Annotated in this window: 25 protein-coding genes and 1 tRNA gene; 2 read left to right on the top strand and 24 right to left on the bottom strand. The window is 39.8% G+C overall.

The genetic code is table 11. From position 1 onward, the window contains the following. Positions 1-3 precede the first annotated feature (3 nt). The 24 genes from K8Q91_01665 to K8Q91_01550 all read right to left on the bottom strand — a co-directional run bounded on the left by K8Q91_01665 (position 4) and on the right by K8Q91_01550 (position 21729). Entirely contained in the window at positions 4-411 is a 408-nt protein-coding gene (locus tag K8Q91_01665; GenBank protein MCE9628680.1) for a hypothetical protein, read from the bottom strand. A gap of 396 nt (positions 412-807) precedes the next feature. After that, a complete protein-coding gene (gene dcm / locus K8Q91_01660; GenBank protein ID MCE9628679.1) occupies positions 808-2007 on the bottom strand; it encodes a DNA (cytosine-5-)-methyltransferase in 1200 nt (399 codons plus the stop codon). 79 nt (positions 2008-2086) lie between these two features. Then, a complete protein-coding gene (locus tag K8Q91_01655) occupies positions 2087-2626 on the bottom strand; it encodes a replication protein (GenBank protein MCE9628678.1) in 540 nt (179 codons plus the stop codon). Positions 2627-3021: 395 nt separating this feature from the next. Continuing rightward, a complete protein-coding gene (gene rpsI / locus K8Q91_01650) occupies positions 3022-3426 on the bottom strand; it encodes a 30S ribosomal protein S9 (GenBank protein ID MCE9628677.1) in 405 nt (134 codons plus the stop codon). Between the two features lie 8 nt (positions 3427-3434). Then, a complete protein-coding gene (rplM, locus tag K8Q91_01645) occupies positions 3435-3779 on the bottom strand; it encodes a 50S ribosomal protein L13 (GenBank protein ID MCE9628676.1) in 345 nt (114 codons plus the stop codon). A gap of 10 nt (positions 3780-3789) precedes the next feature. Continuing rightward, positions 3790-4140: a 50S ribosomal protein L17 gene (gene rplQ, locus K8Q91_01640; protein MCE9628675.1), complete on the bottom strand. Its 351-nt coding sequence runs from the start codon at positions 4138-4140 to the stop codon at positions 3790-3792. Positions 4141-4161: 21 nt separating this feature from the next. Continuing rightward, on the bottom strand, positions 4162-5133 hold the full coding sequence (locus K8Q91_01635; protein MCE9628674.1) for a DNA-directed RNA polymerase subunit alpha: 972 nt from the start codon (positions 5131-5133) through the stop codon (positions 4162-4164). Positions 5134-5180: 47 nt separating this feature from the next. After that, positions 5181-5792, bottom strand: coding sequence for a 30S ribosomal protein S4 (rpsD, locus tag K8Q91_01630; protein MCE9628673.1), 612 nt, complete (start codon positions 5790-5792; stop codon positions 5181-5183). Positions 5793-5830: 38 nt separating this feature from the next. Then, complete coding sequence (gene rpsK, locus K8Q91_01625; GenBank protein ID MCE9628672.1) at positions 5831-6256, bottom strand: 30S ribosomal protein S11; 426 nt, start codon at positions 6254-6256, stop codon at positions 5831-5833. Positions 6257-6293: 37 nt separating this feature from the next. Continuing rightward, positions 6294-6674: a 30S ribosomal protein S13 gene (rpsM, locus tag K8Q91_01620; protein ID MCE9628671.1), complete on the bottom strand. Its 381-nt coding sequence runs from the start codon at positions 6672-6674 to the stop codon at positions 6294-6296. Positions 6675-6676: 2 nt separating this feature from the next. After that, the gene (gene rpmJ, locus K8Q91_01615; protein MCE9628670.1) at positions 6677-6793 is read right to left on the bottom strand and encodes a 50S ribosomal protein L36; all 117 of its coding nucleotides are present in this window, start codon (positions 6791-6793) and stop codon (positions 6677-6679) included. A gap of 32 nt (positions 6794-6825) precedes the next feature. Beyond that, positions 6826-7059, bottom strand: coding sequence for a translation initiation factor IF-1 (gene infA, locus K8Q91_01610; GenBank protein ID MCE9628669.1), 234 nt, complete (start codon positions 7057-7059; stop codon positions 6826-6828). Positions 7060-7117: 58 nt separating this feature from the next. After that, positions 7118-8404, bottom strand: coding sequence for a hypothetical protein (locus K8Q91_01605; GenBank protein ID MCE9628668.1), 1287 nt, complete (start codon positions 8402-8404; stop codon positions 7118-7120). 32 nt (positions 8405-8436) lie between these two features. Continuing rightward, positions 8437-9618: a hypothetical protein gene (locus tag K8Q91_01600; protein MCE9628667.1), complete on the bottom strand. Its 1182-nt coding sequence runs from the start codon at positions 9616-9618 to the stop codon at positions 8437-8439. Positions 9619-9668: 50 nt separating this feature from the next. Next, on the bottom strand, positions 9669-11405 hold the full coding sequence (locus K8Q91_01595; GenBank protein MCE9628666.1) for an alanine--tRNA ligase: 1737 nt from the start codon (positions 11403-11405) through the stop codon (positions 9669-9671). Between the two features lie 192 nt (positions 11406-11597). Further along, positions 11598-12674, bottom strand: a complete 1077-nt coding sequence (gene mnmA, locus K8Q91_01590) for a tRNA 2-thiouridine(34) synthase MnmA (GenBank protein MCE9628665.1) — start codon at positions 12672-12674, stop codon at positions 11598-11600. Positions 12675-12707: 33 nt separating this feature from the next. Next, positions 12708-13259 carry a 3'-5' exonuclease gene (locus K8Q91_01585; GenBank protein ID MCE9628664.1) on the bottom strand — a complete coding sequence of 184 codons (552 nt, stop codon included), beginning with the start codon at positions 13257-13259 and terminating at the stop codon, positions 12708-12710. Between the two features lie 68 nt (positions 13260-13327). Further along, entirely contained in the window at positions 13328-14365 is a 1038-nt protein-coding gene (mltG, locus tag K8Q91_01580) for an endolytic transglycosylase MltG (GenBank protein MCE9628663.1), read from the bottom strand. A gap of 5 nt (positions 14366-14370) precedes the next feature. Beyond that, entirely contained in the window at positions 14371-15612 is a 1242-nt protein-coding gene (locus K8Q91_01575) for a hypothetical protein (protein MCE9628662.1), read from the bottom strand. 70 nt (positions 15613-15682) lie between these two features. Beyond that, the gene (locus K8Q91_01570) at positions 15683-16735 is read right to left on the bottom strand and encodes a hypothetical protein (GenBank protein MCE9628661.1); all 1053 of its coding nucleotides are present in this window, start codon (positions 16733-16735) and stop codon (positions 15683-15685) included. A gap of 47 nt (positions 16736-16782) precedes the next feature. Beyond that, a complete protein-coding gene (locus K8Q91_01565) occupies positions 16783-19656 on the bottom strand; it encodes a class I tRNA ligase family protein (GenBank protein MCE9628660.1) in 2874 nt (957 codons plus the stop codon). Between the two features lie 8 nt (positions 19657-19664). Continuing rightward, positions 19665-20210: a hypothetical protein gene (locus tag K8Q91_01560; GenBank protein MCE9628659.1), complete on the bottom strand. Its 546-nt coding sequence runs from the start codon at positions 20208-20210 to the stop codon at positions 19665-19667. Positions 20211-20434: 224 nt separating this feature from the next. Beyond that, positions 20435-21514, bottom strand: coding sequence for a redox-regulated ATPase YchF (gene ychF / locus K8Q91_01555; GenBank protein MCE9628658.1), 1080 nt, complete (start codon positions 21512-21514; stop codon positions 20435-20437). Then, positions 21514-21729 carry a hypothetical protein gene (locus tag K8Q91_01550; GenBank protein ID MCE9628657.1) on the bottom strand — a complete coding sequence of 72 codons (216 nt, stop codon included), beginning with the start codon at positions 21727-21729 and terminating at the stop codon, positions 21514-21516. The genes ychF and K8Q91_01550 overlap by 1 nt, the downstream gene beginning before the upstream one ends. Before the next feature lie 42 nt (positions 21730-21771). On the opposite strand from K8Q91_01550, the gene K8Q91_01545 reads away from it, so the two are divergent. Beyond that, positions 21772-21844, top strand: a tRNA-Ala gene (locus K8Q91_01545). A 114-nt stretch (positions 21845-21958) separates the two neighbouring features. After that, on the top strand, positions 21959-22597 hold the full coding sequence (locus tag K8Q91_01540) for a class I SAM-dependent methyltransferase (protein MCE9628656.1): 639 nt from the start codon (positions 21959-21961) through the stop codon (positions 22595-22597). Positions 22598-23253: the final 656 nt, after the last annotated feature.

Raw genomic sequence — 23253 nt, 5'->3', positions numbered from 1 at the left:
GTTTTATTTCTCCATCCAGCCCACCATGCTCGACTCGTTGCAGGCGCCGACCTTGCCGTCGTCATCAATGTACTCGTAGGTTGGTTTTTTCTTTTCTGTCGGCTGAATACCGATGACGAGTCGTTCTACACCTTTTCGATTTCGACAAATCGTGCCGAAGGTATAGGTGAGCTTCTGATCCGGATATTTCTTCTCCCAATGATGGCGGAGTGCCGCAAAGAATTCTCCTTGGACCGTCTCAAGATATGCGATTAATGCTTCTTTATGCTCAGACTTAAATATTCCAATGAGACTATGAGCCCCGATAATCCACGCACTCACGAGATCAGGGCGGGCGGTCAGAAAGCGAGCTGATAGGTTGATGGGGTTTGGTGTATGTTTTACTTCTGTTTTTATTTTTTCTTTTTTCATAAATATTTTAATTAATGATTATGTGTGGCATCTGATCCTAAGATTTCGCCACAGAGACTGCATCGTTTGACCCATCTGATATGTACGCAACTGTTCATCTTGTTCTGCTCGGCCGACCGCTTGATGTAATCGTAGGACCCTCTGAATTTATTCTCGTATTTCTGTTTTCTTCTCAAGCGATATATTTCAGCAATCTCCTTTGGCATGTGTCTGAGCACTTTCATGCGCCGGACCCAGCCATTGAATCGAATGTGAAAGATTATCGAGCTGCGGTGAACCTTGAAGAAGACTGAGAGCCAATTAAGTCTCCACCCCTCATCTTCGAAAAGCCTTTGCAATTCTTGAACCTGTTGCGGGACCAGTTTGTGTCGAGGATTATTAATGTTTTGCATGGCATCAAAGTGAGGAGATTATTTTTCTGATAATCACTTCGACCACATTGACTGTCACCGCATTGCCCAAGGTTTTATATTTCTGCGAATCACTCACGCCATCCGTCCACCCATCCGGAAAGCCTTGGAGTCGTTCACATTCTCTTGGAGTGAGTCTGCGGATTTTCATGTCAGGAGTCAGCGTATGTTGCTGCATTCCTGTATCCAATGTCTGTGCCACATCACTTACTCGCCCTCGTCTTGTCTTGCTATTCGGGACCGCCAGATTTATTGCCTGACCAGGTCTAGCTTCGGCATAACCCTTCTTTGTTGCTTCCTTGATCTTCACCGCATACAAGCCTGTTTTTGCCCCCAGACCGCCTGCCTGGGACGCCAGAGTGACCGAAATCCCACTTGGGTCATACACTCTGTCGCCTTGGCTTCTGGACCCGATTATTTGACGTGGCGATCTTTTACCAACATAAGTTCCGTTTGAGTCGGCGGTAACTCGTGTCGTGATGGTTGGTAGGACAATATTCTCGCTGTTGTTTTCGGTGAAAGGAAATACTTTTGGTCGGGTTGTTCCTCTAAGATGTCCAATAATGAACACTCGCTCCCGATTCTGAGGGACTCCGAAATTCTTAGAGTTAAGCACCTGCCACTGAATGTCGTACCCCAATTTTGCAAGCGTGGAGATAATGGTCTTAAAAGTATTGCCACTGTCATGAGATAGCAGTCCTTTGACGTTCTCCAAAAGGAAAAGCCTTGGCTTCTTACTTCTGAGAATGCGTGCGATGTCAAAAAAGAGCGTACCTCTGGTGTCTTTGAAGCCTTTCCTTTTTCCAGCAATCGAGAAAGCCTGGCACGGAAATCCTCCGACCAATAGATCGAAGTCGGGGAGCTTACTTGGTTTGATTTTTGTGATGTCTCCATAATTTTTATGTTCGGGGAATCGCTTTTGGTAAATCTCAACGGCGTACTTGTCGATTTCTGAGTAACCCACGCAAGTAAGCGGTTCTTGTCGTGAGCCGCCGAAGTGATCGTGTTGGCGAGCTCGTCGTCCCTTGGGACCAGAACCTTCAGACTCCGAGTATCTTTTACCACCCCGAGTCTTCTCAGTTGCTTTGCCTGCTCCGATCGCCTTTCTGTGAGTTGCTTCCACATGCGCGTTAAGAATTCCTAGCTCGAATCCGCCTATACCGGAAAACAGGCTAAGATATTTCATTAGTCGATAATGATTACTGTCTGATAATTTCGACCTTTCAAGGTGCATTTGGTATTTGGATTTATTTTCATTTTTATTGTTAGTGATTGAAGCGATTAATGGTCATCTTTTTCGTGAGTTCTCTCATTTCTGTGGATAACTTATTCACAGGGTCCCTAATACTAGGTTTCTCTTTTTTCACTAGGTTTTGTGTGTTAACTTCGTTAACTACTTTTGGTAATCTTCGTTTACCACTTCCAGTTAACTTTCTTAACTGGTTAATTACGTTTACTACTTTATCCACATCTATTTCAAGATTGAGTCGGTATCGATTCCCCATCGATCTTTTTTGCACGAAAATTACCTCCGCCTTTTTTAAGTTTTGGAGTGCGTTATTAACCGCTGGTCGAGACATTCCTGTACCCAAGTCGAGCAATCTTCCCTGGCTTGTTCTGATGCCGTTTTGAAATTGTGTAAAACTGATGTTGTCTTCTTCCTTATGAAAACCGAATGTCCGGCGGCATATGTATAAAAGACAGCGCGCTTCTCCCTCGGGAATTTGAGGGATCAGCAAATCCAGAATCAAGTTTGGGACCTGCGTACTATTGGGTATCAAGTTTTGCTTTTTTTCTTCTTGCATAGTGGGTGTGATGAGCTAACTCAATACCCGTACAGTGCAAGGACTTGATGCGCTACAAAGAGCCAGATAACCGCCTTAGTCGCCAGAAAGACCAAGGTAATGAATCCGACCCAGGCGTAGAGCCGCCTTATGGGTGTATATGTATTCATAGATCACGTTTATTAGCTGATAATTGGACCGTACTGCCACGACCAGCAGTAAGCCGACCGCAATCATCTCTGGCTAAGCCAAGTGATCTGTGGTCGATTTACTGACCACAAAATAGAAAAGACACCCGATGGTGTCGGGTGTCTTTCCGTATTCATTCTTTAATCTAGGTAGCCTTCTTTGGACCGAAGGGTTAGCGCTTTGACCACTGAGGGGTGCGTCCAGCGCTTTTACTTACGATCTCCGGATTAGCGCTTACTCCACTGTGGAGACTTGCGGGCTTTTTTGAGACCGAACTTACGTCGTTCTTTAGCACGAGGGTCACGGGTCAAAAGTTTAGCTTGTTTAAGAGTGGTTCGTAGTTCGCTGTCAGTTAAGATAATAGCGCGAGCGATACCAAGTTTAGCCGCATCAGCTTGGCCGTGAACGCCCCCACCGATTGTTTTAATACTAACAGCAAAGTGAATGTTGGGAGTAGTAGCTAAAGAACTCTCTACAGAAGCTTGAAGTTCTTTGGTTGGGAAATATTCAGCCAAAGGTTTGCCGTTTACTACGTAAGAAGTTTTAGTACTAGGAGTTAAGCGCACACGAGCAACAGCGGTCTTGCGACGACCGACAGCTTCGAAATATTGATTGTCTTTCTTGGTAGCCATATTGAAAATTAATCGTTAATAGTTAAGCGTTTAAGCATTAAAGGTCGCAACTTATTGTTAGGTAGCATTCCTCTAACAGCTTTTTTGATTAGTTCACCATAACCTTTTTTAGTGATAACCTCAGCGGCTGTTCTTTCTTTCATACCACCTGGGTAGCCACTGTAACGGTGATAAAGTTTGGTATTCAGCTTAGTACCAGTTAGTTTTAGATCTTTAGCGTTAAGTACTTCCACAGCCACTTTTGGATCAATATGTCGTTCGAAAGTTGCTTTGTCTTTGCCGCGCAAAAGGACCGCTATTTCAGAAGCGAGTCGGCCTAATGGTTTGTTTGTGGCGTCAACAGTGTGGTTCATGGTCAATAAATTATACAAATTCGATAAAAGCCATTGGACTAGCATCCCCTGCTCTAGCTGGCAATTTGATTACTCTAGTATAGCCACCATTACGGTCTTTGTACTTAGGAGCAATATCGTCAACTAATTTAGCGGCTCGTTTTTCAGTTCCTAGACGAGAGATTATCAGACGACGGGCAGTGACGGTATTTTTCTTGGCAATAGTCACCAATTTCTCCACATAAGGTCGCAAAGCCTTGGCTTTGGTTTCTGTGGTCTTGATTTTACCACGTAAAATCAAGCCTTCAGCCAGACTGCGCATCAAAGAAGAACGAACTTTTCGCTCTCGGCCTAATTTTTTGATTGTTACGTGGTGTCTCATAATCTTAATTTAAAAGCCTCATTACTTTAGCACAATTCCAAAATTACTCAATGATCGCTTGATTTCCTGCACCCCTTTGTCTCCTAAGCCAGGAATCTCTAATAAATCATCTTCTTTTTTACGAGATAAGCCACCTACTGTTCGGATACTGGCTGTGGATAGAGCTTTAAGAGTTCTAACAGATAGATCCAGGTCTTCGATTCTGGTTTTAAGAACGTCGTCGTCGTTAGCTGAGTCTCCATCCTCATTAGGTACTGCCTCCAAATCACTTTGGTGAGGCATTTCAACAGTATCAACATCTTCTTTAAAGCCAACAACTGCTTTCAGTTGGTGAATCATGATAGTGATAGATTTCTCTAGAGCTTCACGAGGAGTGATGTCGCCATTGGTTTCGATTGTCATTCGAAGTTTGTTGTAGTCAGTTCGGTCACCAACACGCATTGGTTCAACCTCATAACTAACACGACGAATTGGAGTAAAGATAGCATCCAAAGCAATCATACCGATATCTACTTTGTCGTTTTGAAGAGTTTCTTTTGGTACATAACCAAGACCCTTTTCAATAGTTAGCTCAATATCTAGAGTAACGTTTTTGTCTGTCAAATTACAAATATAATGATCAGGATTAACAATTTCCACATTACCAGGGGCTTCAATCAAACCAGCAGTAATTTCTTTTGGTCCAGTCACTTTTAGACGAAGAGTAACTGGTTCATCTCCAACTACTTTGAAGCGAACTTTTTTCAAGTTAAGGATGATAGCAATAACATCTTCTTTCACACCATTGATAGTTGAAAATTCATGAGCTACCCCGTCTATTTTAACGGCAGTAACAGCAAAACCAGGTAGAGATGACAAAACAATTCGGCGTAATGAATTACCCAAAGTATGACCGTAACCTGGATATAAACCTTCGATTTCGTAAACACCAAGTTTATCGTTTTCTGAAACGATGATTGGTTTTGATGGTAAAATGATGTTGAATTCTGGCATGGTTATAAAATTAAACTCTAATAACGCTTGGTGACTTTTTAAAATAATTAGACCCGACTATAGAACTCCAAGATCTTACCGAAATTCAGATTAATCTCACCTTGACTGACTGTTGGTAAGGCTTTAATCGTCGCTTCTCGTTTATCTGTATCAAAACTAATCCAGGTTGGTACGGTGTAAGTCTTAAGTCTTTCATCCAATTCGTTAAATAGTGGTTTATCTTTACTTTGAGGTCTAACAGTTACAATATCTCCAATACGGACGATAGCTGACGGGATAGTCAAACGTCGGTTGTTGAGCAAAATATGGCCATGAGAGACCATTTGACGAGCAGCAGCACGAGAACTAGCTAAGCCCATGCGGAAAACCACATTATCCAATCTGGTTTCTAAAGATTTGAAAATCTCATCAGCTGGGTTACCTTTCTTAATTCGAGCTTTTTTAATATAGCCAGAAAACTGTTTTTCTGTAATACCATAAGTGTAGCGAGCTTTTTGTTTCTCAATCAATTGAGAACCATATTCACTCATTGAACCGCGACCTCGTTTACCTTTAGGTTTTTTATCAGAACCAGAAACAGTAAATTTAGTGGTCTGAGTCTTTGGAAAAACTCTTTCACCTAGTCGACGAGCAATTTTGTATTTTGGACCTACGCGCATGGTATTAAATGTTTATTGAAATTAGTAACTTTGGTATTTTAAACGCGACGTGGCTTAGGTGCTTTTGGGCCATTGAAGGGCACTGGAGTAGCGTCCTTAATGGAACTAATATTAACTCCCCTAGCCACAAACGCTCGGATTGAAGACTCTCGACCAGCTCCAACTCCTTTAACTATCACGTCAATCTCTTTCAAACCCATTGCTTCAGCTTTTTCTGCTAAAAACTCACCCACTTTACCAGCGGCATAAGGGGTACCCTTTTTAGAACCAGAAAAACCAAGCGCACCAGCTGAGGAGGCTAGAAAGATATTACCTCGACCGTCAGCTACAGACATCATAGTGTTGTTGTAGGTAGCATTAACAAACAAGATACCGTGATCTAGTTTCTTTTTGTTGGCCCGACCAGCTCCACGACTACGTAAGTCGTCTTGGCCTCCCTTTTTAATTACTCGTTTTTTTCCCATGTTATTGATGTAAGTTATTTATAGTGAGCTGGTTGAACTATTTCTTATCAGTGGCTTTTCTACCAGAACCCATCGTCTTACGAACGTTACCACGGCGAGTTCTAGAGTTGGTTTTGGTTCGTTGACCACGTGAAGGCAAGCCACGAGAGTGACGAGTACCTCGGTAAGCTTTGATATCTTTTAGACGCTTGATATTGCCAGCCACCTCTCTTTTCAAGTCACCTTCAATTTTTAATACTTCAACTGATCGACGAATTAGATTTTCTTCATCAGGAGTTAAAGCCTCAGGTTTCTTACCAAGATCAATCTTGTTGTCTTGTAAAATCTTTTGAGCTAAAGGACGACCAATACCATAGACAGCTGTTAAAGCAATCTCTAAACGTTTGTTATTAGGAAGTGTAATACCAGCAATACGCATATTTAAGCTTGTTTTTGTTTATGTCGCGGTTTGTTTTTACAAATAACGTAAAGATGGCCACGTCTTTTGACCATTTTACATTGCGGACAGCGCTTTTTAATTGTTGACCTAACTTTCATGAAAATAAAATTGGAGCCCGAATTTAAACTTTTTATAGCCTCCTAATAATTCGGCCTTTACCACCATAAGGATCAAGTAGAATTTCTACTTTGTCTCCCACTAGAACTCTGATTCGATGCAACCGCATCTTACCAGCTAAATAAGTGAGGATGTTTTGATCACCTACTTGAACTCGAAAATGAGTATTAGGTAAGGCCTCTGTGACCACTCCAGAAACAACACTATTCTCGCCCTCAGGCGAGGTTTTATTTTTGTTATCTTCCATTGATTGGTACCCGGGCTATATTAGCAAATTAAACCTATAAAAGTCAAGCAAAATATGGCTATTTAGCTAACTCCTTCTTAATCTCAATCTTATTAATGTCTGACGGGATGCTAAATATCCACGGTGGACGGAAAGAAATGGAAGATTTTTGAATTGCTGGGAAGCCAGCCAACTTCTCAGAATATGTTGATTTTGAAAGGCCTTTTACACTTTCTTTGAAATTATTTTCGTCGAAAGTCCAAACTAAACGAGCCTTGCCAGTGATAGTAAAAGAGATGGTATTTAAGCTAGTAGGATTGAGTTGAGTTTTGTTCTCTAATTTGAAAGTTAGGTCATTTATGGCGTCGATATCCACAGGGTCACCCTTGTATTCTGGGACATATTTTTGCGCTAAAAATTTAGCCAAATCAGCCCTCTTAAGTAAGATACCGGTGTTGGTCATTTTTAAAGATAATAAGGCCTGATTACTAGATGTTGCTGACTCCACCTTTAAAGGACTAAAAGAAGTCAGATTTCCATCAGGAAGTAAGATCTGATCAGAAGGTATATCTAAAGCAATTGACCCAGACTTTTTAGTCAAAGCGTCTTTCAATTCAGCTTCCGCTGTTTTTCGATCAGCTTCAGAGATGATCTTGGTTTTACCAACGAAACCACCAGTCATTGGTGTTTTTGATCGAGCGTAAACTTTATTAAAACGAGCCGCATCACTCTTCAAGCCGGGAACGGTAAAGTCAGACAGGGCAATATTGTACTCACTACCCGCCTTGTCAGCATAAACAACCGCTTCTACAGAACCAGGTGTGGTTCCTTTCATACCAGGAATAGTTACCGCGTCTTTAATCCGATAAATTTTGCCATTAGCTGTTTCGAATCTAGTGGTGGCTACCAACTTGGCTGGCTTATCATCAAAAGCGTTGTAGATAATAATAGTACCTTGAGCCTTTTCGGAGATATCTTTTTCACCGGTAGCTTGAACAAGTTTTGTTTCTACGAAATCCTTATTTACTGTACCGAAAACCAAATCACTATCTTCAGCCGCTAAACTTTTTGTTTGAAAAACAGTACTGCCATCCAAAACCACATCTGCCTGACGCGGAGTGATATTAATAACCGCTTTAGCAAAAGTGGTTGATACGATAATTCCAAAAATTACAACCAAAACAAGAGCTAAGGAGATAATCATACTCTTAACCGGTACTCCTGTTCGTCTAGGAGTTTTGTTGGTGATTGGATTAGGTTCTGGAATAGTAAACATTGGTTTAATTTCTAAGTGAGAAGAAGCTGATTCTTGCCCATGTTTGGGTAGAACCTCACGCAAACTTCTTTTGTTGTTAATATCATCCATAATTTATAAAGAAATTTATACTAATAAGTATATCACTGGACAAAACGGCGAGCAAACAAGGCCCCAAAGGCTAAAGTCAGATCTTCTTTTTTGGTGGCTGATAAGTCACAAAAATTAGCCAGGGTGGCGGGGGTTAATAAATTAGCGGTTAGAGGTTTTCTAGCTAAATTGCACTCTTCAAACCCGATTTTATTTATCCACATAGCAAAAATTTTAGCTACTGGATCATCCGCTAAAATAAATACCTTATTAGGAATAAAACCGTTTTCTGCTAAGTGTTTTAAGCTGTGACTAAATAATTTCTGCCAACTTTTTTCCAATTCACTTAATTTCTGTTCCAGTTTGCCAACTTCACTTTTGGTTAGTTTATTTTCGGCGTATAAACGTAAGGTCGAAAAACGATCATTAAAACCAACATCATCCAACTGGTTACTACGGGTTAGGATGTTTTTCCCTAGGGGAAATGAGACGTGGTCTTTAAATACCCCTCCCGAAACGAATAAAACATCACACAACTCTCCACTGGGATCAATTAAGAGATAATCTGTTTCGTCCGGCATAATTTCAGCCAAAGTCTGATACTGCGAGAGAACACTGGTCGCCAAGAAAATATCCCGACCGTGAGTATAGTTGGCCATTTTGTTTTTAATCATATCTAAAATCTGTTTAGAGCCGGCACTAGTATAGACTTCTAGCTCTAATTTAGTAGCTTTCTTTTTAGGGTAATCTATAACTTTATAACCATTGAGTTTTATTTCTAAAATGTGACTCTCAAGTAAAATATTTTGGTCAGTTGGTAGGTCAGTGTATAGAGTATTGTTGCTATCCAGCCAATCTTTTGCCTGTTTGGAGACCATTCCCTGAACCATCTTAGTCGTTACGATAAATTCTTTTTCATCCTCGTAGGTTAAAGTAGTGGTTTTGTTGTTAGTTAAAATAGACGGCAAAAAACAAAACCAGCGATCAGGAATAATTGATTGGTCTTTAACAGTTTTGGCTAATACTTGATCTATTCCATCACTGATACTTTTTAAATAGCGTTTGAGGCTGGCTGGATTGCCATAAACAATCGGTGTGTGAGTAGTAAATTTTACCTGAACGCACGGTAGAGTATTTTTTGGTCCAATAAAAACCAAAGAAGCGCTAACTTTATCACCACTGATATCTAAAATACCAATATAATTATTTTTTCGTGTAAAAGGAAATAAACCCATGATTATTTATCAAGGATTATATCACGAGGTGACAAAAAGTAGACAGTGAATTACTGCAAAACTGCTTTGATGCGACGAATACCAGCTGCTACTGCTTCTTCTTTAACAATTTTAAATACACCGAGGGTGCCAGTGTGTTCAACGTGAGGTCCGCCACAAAATTCTTTGGAGTAAGCTGACTCAAGAGTGTCACCAATAAAATAAATATTTACTTCATCACCATATTTATCAGCAAAAGCATGACGAGCACCTGTTTTTTCGGCTTCGGCTTTTGGTAGAACCACAGACTGGACTGGTAAATCAGCTTTAATTTTGTCATTAACTAGCTGTTCTACTTGGGCGATTTCTTCGGGGGTCATTTTGGCAGTGTGAGAAAAATCGAAACGTAAACGTTCGGTGGTGATATTACTACCCTTTTGATCAACATGATCGCCCAAAACATCGTGCAAAGCCTGGTTGAGAAGGTGAGTGGCGGTGTGATATTTGATAGTTTGTTCAGAATGATCAGCTAATCCCCCTTTGAATTTCTGCTCAGCTCCGGCTCGAGACAAATCCTGATGCTCCTTCATTTGAGTTTTAAAGGCTTCCTCATCAATAATAATTCCTTTTTCTTTAGCTAATTCTTTAGTTAATTCAAAAGGGAAACCATAAGAGGTAAATAAAGTGAATGGATCAAGACCTCGGTCGAATTCTTTTAATCCTTTTTCTAAGGTGGATCTGAATTTGACCTCTTCCTCCTGGAAAATAGTTTTTATTTTTTCTTCAATTACATTTGGATAAATATCTTTATATTTATCTTGAATCACTTCTACGATATCAACCAAATTACCTGTAATTCCTAAACTATCAGCATAACGAACCGCCCGACGAATTAAACGTCTCAAAATATAACCCTGATCTGTATTCGATGGCGAAACACCGTCACTGATCAAGAAAACAGCTGTCCTAAGGTGGTCGGCTACAATTCTTTCAGCGGTTGTATTTGAGGTATTACTTAATTCATGAATCTTGGCAAAGATTGGCTCAAACACATCAATATCAAAAATATTATTTTTACCTTGAACTACAGCTGTAATTCGCTCCAAACCAGAACCAGTATCAACGTTTTTCTTAGCTAACTTACCTATCACTTTCCCCTCTTTTTTCTCATATTCCATGAAAACGTTATTCCAGATCTCCACCACTTTTTGAGTATCATTAGCCTCAACAAATTGCTCATGAGTTAAATCCCCTAGTCCTTCGGGGGTTAAATCGTAAAACATTTCAGTATCCGGACCACAAGGACCATTGTCACCAGGACTCCACCAGTTATCCTTGACGCCTAGAAAGTAAATTCTGTTTTCAGGAATATATTTTTTCCAAATCTCTACCGCCTCAAGATCACGCGGAGCATTATCATCACCTTCAAACACTGTGACATACAAACGATTAGGATCGAGACCCAAACCTTCTTCTTCATTGGTCAAAAACTTATAACTCCACTCGATTGCCTCTTCTTTAAAATAATCACCTAATGACCAGTTACCTAGCATCTCAAAAAAAGTAGCATGAGTATTATCACCAATATCATCAATATCAACAGTCCTGACACATTTTTGAGCGTTTACCAGGCGAACACCCTGGGGGTGTGGTTGGCCAAGTAAATAAGGAACTAGGGGTTGCATCCCAGCTGTATTAAAAAGAACCGACGGATCATTTTCTGGCACTAGAGGTGCTGAAGGTAAAATGACGTGTTCCCGTCTGGCAAAAAAATCTAAAAATCTTTGGCGTATTTCGTTACTAGTCATATGGGAATCCTAACAAAAATATGACTAAAAAACAAAAAGGACCGACGGTCCCTTTTGGTACCCCGGTCCTGACGGTCTACTTCTCTTTTTTTCCTCTCTTTCTTCTGTTTCCGTTTATGCTGTTTAAATTTCTTGTCTTTAAGCTTATTGGCCATAAAAACCTCCTCGAGTAGCTTACCCAAAATTATTTTATCAGTCAATAATCCCCCCACCGAGGCATTGAGTATCAGAATAGACAACCAAAGACTGGCCAGGAGTTAATGGTTCAACCAGATTATCAACCCGAGCTTGCCAGAGGTCATTTTGAGAACTTAAATGACCTGGTTTAAGGGCTTGCCGATAGCGACCACGAACTTGGTAAGTTTTTCCTATATCAGGAGCCTGGTTAGTGTTCCAATTAACTTCTTTCAAACTCACTTGATTATTAGTTGTCTCTCCGCTTAGTTTCTGATGAGATACAATCAGGATATTTTCTGTTACATTTTTGCCAACCACAAAATAAGGTTCGTCATTTGGAGTTTTTTTGGTAATCGTAAATCCTTGGCGCTGACCTAAGGTATAAAACATCACTCCGTCGTGAGTACCAATTATTTCACCAGCTTCGTTAGCCACCTGTCCTGGTTTAAGATCAATAAATTCTTGTAAAAATTCTTTGGCATCAATTTGGCCAACGAAACATAGACCCTGACTGTCTTTTTTGTCAGCGTTTGGCAATTTAAACTTTCCTGCTAATTCTCGCACCTTTGGTTTTTCTAAGTGTCCAATCGGAAACATGGTGTGAGACAAAACTGCTTGAGATAAAGTCCATAAAAAATAACTTTGATCCTTATTTTGATCAACTCCCATGTGTAATTCAAAAATATTATCTTTATTTTTTTGCACTTGAGCATAATGACCAGTGGCCACAAAGTCCGCCCCTTGCTCCCGAGCCCAATTATAAAAAGCACCAAATTTAATTTGACGATTACACATGACATCAGGGTTTGGTGTTCGTCCGGCCTGATATTCAGCAATCATATAATCAACCACATCCTGCTTGTATTCTGTTTCTAAATCCAAAGACAAAAAAGGAATATCTAAAAGGGCGGCGACTCGCATCGCATCTCGCCTATCATCTCGCCAAGAACAACCAACCGGCAACAATTCAGCTGGTGGTTCCCAAACTTTAATAAAGACCCCTACCACATCAAAACCAGCTTGTTTTAGAAGGCAAGCTGAAACCGAGGAGTCTACTCCTCCACTTAGTCCAATAAAGACTTTTTGGGACATGTTGGCTATACTAACCCACCAAAAGTAAACTGACTAGACATTTAAAAGCTTTTTATAAATTTCGTAAGTGACTCTAATATCAGCTAAAGCGGTATGAGCTTTGTCATTTTTGAGGCCAAAATATTCGGTAATTGAGCCCAGATTAAACCATTGCACTTTAGGATCATGGTAAGTCCGAGCGAAGAAAATCGGCATGATATCGATTTTATGATAATGCATCGGGTTCGGTAAATCTGATTTTAGAAAGCCTTGGTTAACAAAGTTCCAGTCGAAATTTACATTTTGACCAACTATAACAGTATCTTTTAGTTTAGGAGATAAGGCGGTCATCACTTCTTTCAAGCTCGGTGCAAATAACCAATCAGCGTCCGTATAACCATTAATCCGCAAAGCCTGAGGTTCAGCCACCTCGAGATGTTCTGGTTTTATTTTAAATTCAAACTCCTCGATTATTTCTAGTTTGGCCCCACGGTCTGGTTGTGGTACTTGGCGAGCAATAATGCCGGCGATTTCAATTATTTCATGCTTAAATGGATCGGTTCCGGTCGTTTCCACATCAACAAAAGCTAAATTGTGTTTTTTCATCTAGATTAAAAATAAAAATTTAAAAAAATAACTTGCTTATCATAACAAAAAGTCATCTTGAGACCAAACTAACGTAAATACTTTGCTTTGTTTTTTACGTGTTCTTCGTGGGTTTTCGCATAATGAAAATTTCCTTCTAGATCAGAGAGGTAATAAATATAATCAGATGGGGTAGGATTCAACACCGCCTTGATAGATTGTAGACCAGGATTACCAATTGGCCCCGGTGGTAAACCTTTGTATTTGTAAGTGTTGTAAGGAGAATCAAATTGGAGGTCCTTGGTGGTTACTTGAAAAGTATTTTTGCCAATAATATAAGGAAAAACAGCGTCTACTTGTAACCGCATACCAATATCAAACCGATTCCACAAAATACCAGCTACCATTTTTTGATCTTCAAATTTAGAGGCTTCCAATTCAACCAAAGAAGCCATGGTGATTATTTCTTTTTCGCCTCGAGCTGACAGTAAAATAGTAGGTCGTAGTGATGTTGTCTTACTGAAAAAATTACTCCTCATCATCTGCATAATCTCACTCTCATTAGCTAAAGGAGAGATGAAATAAGTATCTGGAAACAAATAACCTTCAGATGATGAGGCTAGGTTATAAAATACTGTTTTATTAAAGTTAGAAACATTATCAGCTAAAATATCAGCAATCACTTTAACAGTTACCCCTTCTGGGATAGTGACCTTAAACTGTTTTAAATTAAAATCACCATTGGCTAAACGTTTGGTAATACTAATAGTAGAGAGTGGTTTATCAAACAAATAATCACCAGCCACCATTTTATTATCAGCCAACGGCGAGCGCATTAAAATCTTAAAAACCGTCCTTGACCGAATAAAAGATCGATCGAAAAGATATTGAGCAGTGTCTGGAATAGTAGAACCTTTAGCAATCCGAACATAACCACCAGTTTCAAAATCTTCTGGAGGAGATAGCAAAACATAGTAAATGACACCAGACAAAAGAGTACTGGCCACCACCACTCCAGTTAGAATATGAATCCATCTTGGAATCCAAGCTAAAAAAGCTGGTTCTTCATTTAAACCAGTCTCAGGTGATTCGGGAATAATACTACCCACAGGTAAAGGTGACTCCATGATGATTATACTGGTAAGTTTGGTGGTGGTTCCGCTCGCTTAGACATAATCCGACCAAAGGTTGGAGTTTGAGAAATAGCCCCCGGAAAATGAAATAGAGTAGCTAATTCTTCAGTGTTTAAAACAAAAGTTTTACTAGGATAAGGCATCCAAAACAGACTCCGTAACCGATAAGAGTTAAATAAGTCGGCCTTCATTTTAGCTAAACGTAGACCCATAAAATCCTGCCAAGGATAATCAAAGCTGGTATCAAATTCCCGATCAAAACCATTCAGATTCTGGGAGTTAAATTGTTTAAACATACTCAAAATCGCTCCCTTGTAGTTGTTATTAATTTTACCTTCTGGAGCAAAATAAATCATCCTAATACCAGCTTCAAAACCAAGCTTAGAGATACTGCGCTCAATCGCTTCAATTACATCCTGTTCTCCTTTAGATAAAGACGGGATAATTGGAAAACCAGTAGCTGATAACTGTTTTGAGGCTTTCGTTTTGGCGTCACGCTTCATAATATCGTTAACAAGGGCTTCTCCTTCTTTTTTCCAACCTTCTTTCTCATACCATTTACCGCCTGGTTTTTGTTTTAAATCACGAGCAGCCATAATCGGTATCTGAACCCAAACTTGTTCACCTGGTTTGACTGAACCTAAAAATTCAATAATTGGAGTTAGAGGGTCAACACTCACCAAGGCGTCCTTTTCTTTTTTATCTAAACCATAATCAATATAAGTCTTAATTGGATAAGGATCAGCTTTAGTAAATTTTAGTACGGCTCCCCACATATCCCACTTAGCTTCCACAACCCCATAAGGTATTTTGTGGACATAATCTTCCGCCTCGTGAATTTCAATCTCTGGATATTGAGAATAGGCAGCTGCTTCAAATAGGTCACGAAACTTTTTTTCTAACCGAACAAAGAATTTAACATCTCCACCAAAAGAACACATCTCTAAAGAAAACCAGGAGCGGACCTTGCCTTTGATAAATTTATCAATCAGACTACCACCACCAGTTTGATGCAAGTTGGAGAAAATAATCTCCATACCAGACGGTGTTTTGGATATTTCTTTAGGCATTTTTATTTCCAATAACACCCAATCCATCTTTTTTACAAACCCATAACGAATATAGTAGAGATACAACCGCCAAATAATCAGACAAGAAATCAGTGGTGATAAATAATAGAAAAATGGCAGAATTTTAGGCAACAAATCTAGGTAGGTGTCCCAGAGAGAGAAAATCGACATAATTTAAATTATACACGATTTAAATGATAACAAAAAGAGCTCAGCTATTTTTTAGCTGAGCTCTTTTTGTTTAAACAATACTGTAGCGACCTTGAGAATCTTTTTTAAACAATTTAGGGTTTTGTAGATTAACTAAGATAGTATTTTCCTTAACATAACGCTCTTTCATCACTCGAGCAATAATTTCATCTTTAGTTAGAGGTGATTCTTTTTTAAGAATAGACCGAACAACGTCGGCTACTACTCCAGGGTTATAACCCCATTCAGCTAAAGCGTACAAACCTCGGCCTACTAAAACAAAACGCTTATCTTTAATCAATTCATTGTGACAAGTGGCTGGGTGAGCAATCTTACCAAATAATTTTTCAATCCCTTTTGCTACTTCATTGAAGTGCATTGGTGAGCCATGTTGTCGTAAAACCAAGAAGGCGTAGTCACGAATACCTCGCATGCGAACGTTTGGTGATTTTGACAAACCCCATTCACCTAATGGGTTTTGATTTAGACTTTTAGATAGGGTGATCCAACGACGAGCCATTTCTTTTTCACGGCCCCGAGCGGTATCAGCAATTTCTTTAAGTTCTACCAAGAAAGAATCCAACAATTGGGTTTCTGAAACCAGATCTTTTTCTGATAAGTTGGTACACAAGTTGGTTAGTGACTTGTGGATACGAGTAGCAAAATTCTTATCAGTGGTCCAACGGTGATGAAAATCCTCATCTTCTTTAAGTTTAGTGAAAGCTTCTGATATAACCAGTAAGAAGTGGATGTGGTTTTGGGAACTCTTATCTTTAGCTAAGGCATTCAAAAATTCTAATTCATGAACCACCCCACCAAAATCATTCATTACTTGTTTTAATTCAGTAAAAATAGGTTCAAATTTAGAAAAATCAGCAGATTTTTTGATGCCGTTTAAAGCAAAATTTTCAATCTGACGTACTCTTTCTCGAGTGATACCGTACTCTCCACCAATCGCTTCAAGAGTTAGGTGTTCAGCACTTTTTCCCAAACCATAACGCTTAGTCAGGATATCTCTGGCTCGTTCTGGTAAAAGGCCCAAGAGCTTCTTACCGACCTCTTTGGGTTTAAAAGTGATTAAATCTTTAGAATTCCCTTTTGGCATAATATTATATTTGTAGCATTTTTAATTAAAGACGTCAAGGGTAGGACCTAGACTACTATGTTGATAAGCTTATCTGGCACAAAAATAACCTTCTTAAATTCTTCACCAGTTAACCATTTCTGAACACTCTCACGGCTAATAGCCAGCTTTTCAATTTCAATCTGACTTAATCCCCTTTTGGCTTCAAAAGTATCACGAACCTTGCTATTAACTTGCACCACAATAGTCACTAAATCAGATACTAACTTACGTTTATTATATTTTGGCCAGCCAGCTAAGTGAATTGATTTCTTGTTACCAGTAGACCCCCACAGCTCGTCGGCGACATGGGGTGAAAAGGGGGCCAGTAGTAAAAGTAGGGTTTGGTAAGCTGACACTGGCACTAACTCCAAAGTCTCCAAATTATTAACTAAGATCATTAGAGTTGAAACAGCAGTATTAAAGTTAAATGACTCAATATCTGCTTCAACTTTTTTAATAGTTTGATTTAGTAGAATTTCAGTAGCTTCAGGCAAGGTAGTTTTAGTTGTAACCTTAGATTGCAGACGCCAAACCTTTTCTAGGAACCTCCGACTGCCAATCATACTATCTGTATTCCAAGCAATTTCTTGATCAAAAGGTCCCATGAACATTTCATACAAACGGAGAGTGTCAGCTCCATAAAGTTTGATCACATCATCCGGGTTGATAACATTCCCCCAACGTTTACTCATTTTGCGGCCATCAGCGCCCAAGATTAAACCTAAATTTTTACCAATTCGCTTAAATGGCTCCTTAGTTGAGACTGTTTTGATGTCATATAAAAACTTATGCCAAAAACGAGCATAGATCAGGTGTCTGGTCGCGTGTTCTGAACCACCAACATACATATCGACTGGTGCCCAGTATTTTTCCTTTTTAGGATCAACTAATGTTTTTTTATTTTTAGGATCCATAAACCGCAAATAATACCAAGAAGAACCGGCCCATTGAGGCATAGTATTAGTCTCTCGTTTAGCTGGACCCTTACAAGTCGGACATTTAGTATTCACCCACTTAGCAATATCAGCGAGCGGTGATTCACCAGTCCCAGTTGGCGCATAACTTTTTACCTCTGGTAATTTGACCGGTAAATCTTTCTCTGGAACAGGAACGACCCCACACTTACCACAGTGAATAACCGGGATTGGCTCACCCCAATAACGCTGTCGAGAAAAAACCCAATCTTTTAGTTTGTAGGTAGAAGTTAATTTTCCACCTACTGCTTTTACAATATCTTTTACAGACTTCTCGGATTCCAAACCAGTGAATTTTCCAGAGTTAACCAATACACCTGAACCAGAGTAAGCTTCATTTTCATTATTTATACGCGCAAACCACAAATCTAATTCCGCGCAAGTAAAATTATCTTGATTTATGGTTTTTGGATCAAGCCACACCACCTCGTGTTTATCACTCTCCTCATCAGAAACAGGCTCACGATCTTCGTTTTGAAGTTCAAATAAAATTGCATTAGAAAGGGCAATCCTGTTTTCATCTTTGTGAGCTGCAAAATATTCTCCACGCACCAAGCCTCCTAAAGTACGAACTAATTTTAAATTTTTATAACCCGTCTCTTCAAGAACTTCTCGTCGAGCAGCGATCACAATATCTTCTCCTTCATCTACACCACCAACCACAAAACCAGTCCATGGAAAATTTTTCCACTTAAGACATAGAAGTTTCCCTGTTTTTGGGTTAACAACCAACGCATGAATGGTTTTTCTTTCAACATTTTTTTTACCACTCTGTGGTGGGTTCTTTTTGTCTATCCGTACTGGAACTACTACCTGCTGTACAGGTAACAAATATTTTTTAGCAAACTCAAAATCTCGTTCATCGTGGGCAGGCACAGCCATAATCGCTCCAGTCCCAACGTCACCTAACACGTAATTAGTAATCCAAACTGGCACTTTTTCTTGATTGGCTGGATTGATCGCGTAGACACCAGCGAAAATACCCGTCTTCTCTGGGTTATCTTTGAAGGTAGTTTTAGCCCGATCAATCAAAACTTGGTCAATGTATTTTTTTACTTTGTCTTCAGTCTGCCAACCCATCTCTTGCCATTTTTTAGCCAACTCTGGAGCAATAGCCACAAAAGTCACACCAAAAATAGTATCTGGTCTGGTAGTAAAGACTTCTACTGAATATTTACCATCCGCTTCACCAGTAATACCAGCTAGAGGAAATTTTATTAACGCCCCCTCACTTTTACCAATCCAATTTTTCTGAGATTCTTTGATTGAATTTGGCCAATCTAAAGTTTCCAAGTCTTTCAGTAAACGATCAGCGTATTTGGTAATTTTCAGCACCCACTGGCGCATTGGCTTTTTTTCTACTACCGTACTACAACGCTCACACTTTCCATCTTCTACGTCTTCGTTAGCTAAGCCTGTCTGACAAGATGGACACCAATTGATTGGTTCAAAAGATTCATAAGCTAAACCTTTTTTGTATAACTGTAAAAAAATCCATTGAGTCCATTTGTAATATTCAGGGTCGGTTGTATCGATTTCTCGCTTCCAATCATAATTGAAACCAATCATCGACAACTGTTCTTTGTACCGTTTAATATTTTTGGTAACCGCTAATTTAGGGTGGACTTTGTTTTTAATAGCATAATTTTCCGCCGGTAACCCAAAAGCATCCCAACCCATCGGATGCAAAACATTAAAACCATTCATTCTTTTAAAACGAGAATAAATATCAGTTGCTATATAACCTTTTGGATGACCTACATGTAGACCTTCTCCCGATGGATAAGGAAACATATCAAGAACATAACACTTTGGTTTTTTAGAAGTTTCTTCAGTTTTGTAGAGACCAGTTTTCGTCCAAGTGGTTTGCCACTTTTTTTCAATCTTTTTGTGGTCGTACTCTGTGAGCTTTTTCGGAACGGCCATAATTTAATTTATTCTTTGATCTTTTTAATACCCAACCAAATTAGGGCTATCAGAGCCAAACCTAGGATAATAACTCGTAAGTAGTCGTCCATATCAGACCAGTAGCGGATAGTAGCCACAATAAATGACAACACCCCACCAAATGATAGACCGAGAGAAACAGCCGGGTAAGAACCTAAAGCAAAACCAACCCCTAAAGCAGCCACCCCAGCAATCACCAAAATAATAAAAACATTTCGATTATAAAGACTATTGGCTTCAGTGTATGTTTTCTGGCAAGTAAAGTTTGGATCACAGTAACCTTTTGGTTCTTTGAAGTCAGCTGGTACTGGTTTGGTTATCGCTTGGTTGTAATTAATGTTTTCTGTCCAACCACCACCAATCGCCACACATTTTTCCTGAGTATCTGGAGGTACTGTTACTTGTTGTTGTGGACAAAATTTATCCCAAACAGGAGCGTCATAAACTAAAGCAATGGAGAAATTCACAAAGAGATTAAGCACAATAATAATTCCTAAAATAAGTGCCCACTTGAGGATGTGTGTATTTTTCATAATTCGCACTATACCACAATTAACAGAAAAATAAAATTATCACTAAGGTTTGTAGGGTCCATGAAAAGATGGTAACGTACAAATATTCGGGGTGAAAGACTGGTCAACTCACCCTCTCTCTATTAGGAGTGACAGGATGGACCACCACAAAAATAAAGGGAGGTTTAGTAGCGGCGAGCGAACGATCTATTCAAACCCTGAAATTTTTGTGGTTTTTCCTTTATCTAGATTTTAAACTCGACACAATCACCGTCTTGGACAATATATTCTTTACCTTCAGTGCGAACCAGACCAAGTTCTCGCGCTTTACCCATCGATCCAGCTTCTAAAAGTTTCTGCCAATTGACCACCTCCGCGCGAATAAACTTATCTTTAAAATCAGTATGGATTGCCATACCAGCCACTGGGGCGGTCGAATTTTTCTTAATAGTCCAACCACGTGTTTCGTCTGCACCGGTCGTAAAATAACTCATCAGACCTAAAAGGTCATAACTAGTTTTAATCAAATCATTAACCCCATCATTTTCTACACCCAACTCTTGTTTGAATTCTTCTTTGTCCCCCGCTTCCAACTCTGACAATTCGTGTTCAATTCTGGCATCGACGGTCACAAATTTCGCTCCAGATGTTTTTAAAAATTCTTCAAACCGAGCTGTATCTGCTTGAGGTGAACCAGATTTCTGGTTCAAAACATACATAATCGGTTTAGCCGACAATAAATGCATATTGCGTCGATAAATTTCCTCTTTGTCATCTAAAGAGACAGCCGAGGCTAGCTGACCAGCTTCTAAGGCTGATTTAATTTTTTCTAAAACAATATTTTCAGCCACGGCTTCTTTATCACCCCTTTTTACTTCTCGACTGATATTACCTAGTCGTTTAGTAATGGTTTGTAAATCAGCTAAAATGAGTTCTAGGTTGATAGTCTCCACATCAGACATCGGATCGACTTTTCCAGACACGTGAGTAATATTCCCATCTTCAAATATCCGTACCACTTGGGCAATAGCATCTACCTCGCGAATATGTTGAAGAAATTGATTTCCCAGACCTTCACCTTCCGAAGCGCCTTTGACCAGACCAGCAATATCAACAAACTCAACCGCCGCCGGCACTGTTTTGGCTGATTTAGAAAACTCAGCTAGTTTGTAAAGCCTTTCATCTGGTACAGCGACCACACCTACTGACGGATCAATAGTACAAAACGGATAATTCTCCGCTGGGACACTTTTTTTAGTCAGCGCATTAAACAGCGTCGATTTTCCAACGTTTGGTAACCCGACAATTCCGATCGATAATCCCATTAGACTAATTTTTTAAGTTCAGCTTCGTAATTTTTCATTACTTCCATCGTAGCCTCCATCTGTGGTTTTCCTCCCTTTACTTTAACCTGAACTTCTTCAGCTATTTTTTTAAATAACTCTGGATTTTTATTTATAATATTTAAGAGTTGATCAATCTGCCCTTCGGGTACACCCTGGCTTTTTAGCATTTTACGCATTAAAAAATCTTTAATCATGATTGAAACAGTAGCAAAAAAATGATAGATTTTCAATGTTAAGGGCCTTTAGCTCATCTGGTAGAGCGCATCCATGGCATGGATGAGGCGAGCGGTTCGAGTCCGCTAAGGTCCACTGTATTGACTAAGTTATATATTTATTATATAAAAGTAAAAGAAGTGAAGATTAATTGGTAGCGAACAAGTAACTACTAATAGAGATTTTTGGGAAAATATAGGGAGGTGTGTCGTGGATCCTAACCTAACCAACTTCTTTGACGACCATTGGCGAAAGTCTTTAGAGGACCACGAAAGCGCTTCTATCTTACCTCAACTGGAGACATTCGGCCCTTATTTCAATGGAAAGAAAGGTCGAGTACTCGATCTTGGCTCGGGGCGAGGACAACACGCTTTGTGGTTTGCACGGCATGGTTGGCACGCAGACGCTTTCGATTTGTCGAGTGTAGCAGTTGAACATCTTCAAAAGGTGGCTACCTTTTGGAAACGTTTCTATCCAGAGGGTTCTGTTGAAGCACGGGTTGCGGATGTGGGAGTGACTGACTTAACCCGTCAATACGATGCGATTACGCTTTTCAACTTGTCTCACTATTTCTCAGTCGAGAAATGGAGAGAACTCGTTGATCGGTGCCGGGACCACACTGTCTCGGGAGGGGTACATCTTCTCCATATTCATTTAGATAGCGAATGCGCAAGCGTAATTAGACAAATTCACAATGTCTATCCGCCCATGTTTTTCCGAGAAGAAGAAATTTGCGGGCAGTACCGTGACTGGGAAGTTCTGGAATCTCGTCTGGAAAATGACTTAGCGCCGACGCCAGTAGGTCCGCAACCCCATCGCCTTTTGTGGTTAGTGGTTCGTAAACCATAATCCGTCCTCAACGAAGACCGTTGGAGGGCGGTTTTCTTTTCTTACAATTCCAATCCCACCTTGTGCCCCTTCTCACCAATCTAATTTGAATGGACAAATACAAATAATTATGTTAAAATAATATAGGACCTTAAAACTATAGAGAGGAGAAGGTCAGTGAGAACTCTACTTACTTGTTTTGTCATACTAATCAACCTTGGTGGCTGTGCCACCTTAGTAGGAGAACAAACGGACGAAGGTTGGTACAAAATCGTTGATGTGCCTACCCTCAAAGTTCTAGACCAGGAGGTTTTGACAGTGGTCATCACCACAGATCACGCCCAACCCGCCGGCAACACCGTCGCCGTCAGAGTTGACTACCCTGAACAGCTTGTTATCAAGGATGGGTGGGTGTATCTGCGAGTAACAAAAACAACCAACCGCGGGACAATCTACGCCCCCGCTACCCCCCCGCGCCAAAACCGGCCGGGGGTTTAATTTTTGCTTTGTTTCTGACCACTTAAAAATAAAACTTTTCACTAGTATTACTACAAAATTTCCACCAAGACACGCCCCACTTAGAAAGTTTATTTCTGGTCATCAATAGAGTTTTTTTAAAAACCTTTAATATCTGTACGCCCCATCCCAAACCTAAACTATTGACTTTTTATTTTAAA

Source organism: Candidatus Vogelbacteria bacterium, assembly GCA_021414225.1.
Classification (GTDB): Bacteria; Patescibacteriota; Minisyncoccia; order Phycocordibacterales; family XYD1-FULL-46-19; genus JAIOOX01.
The sequence above is the reverse complement of the archived record's forward strand: the minus strand, read 5'-3'. Positions and strand labels throughout refer to the sequence as shown.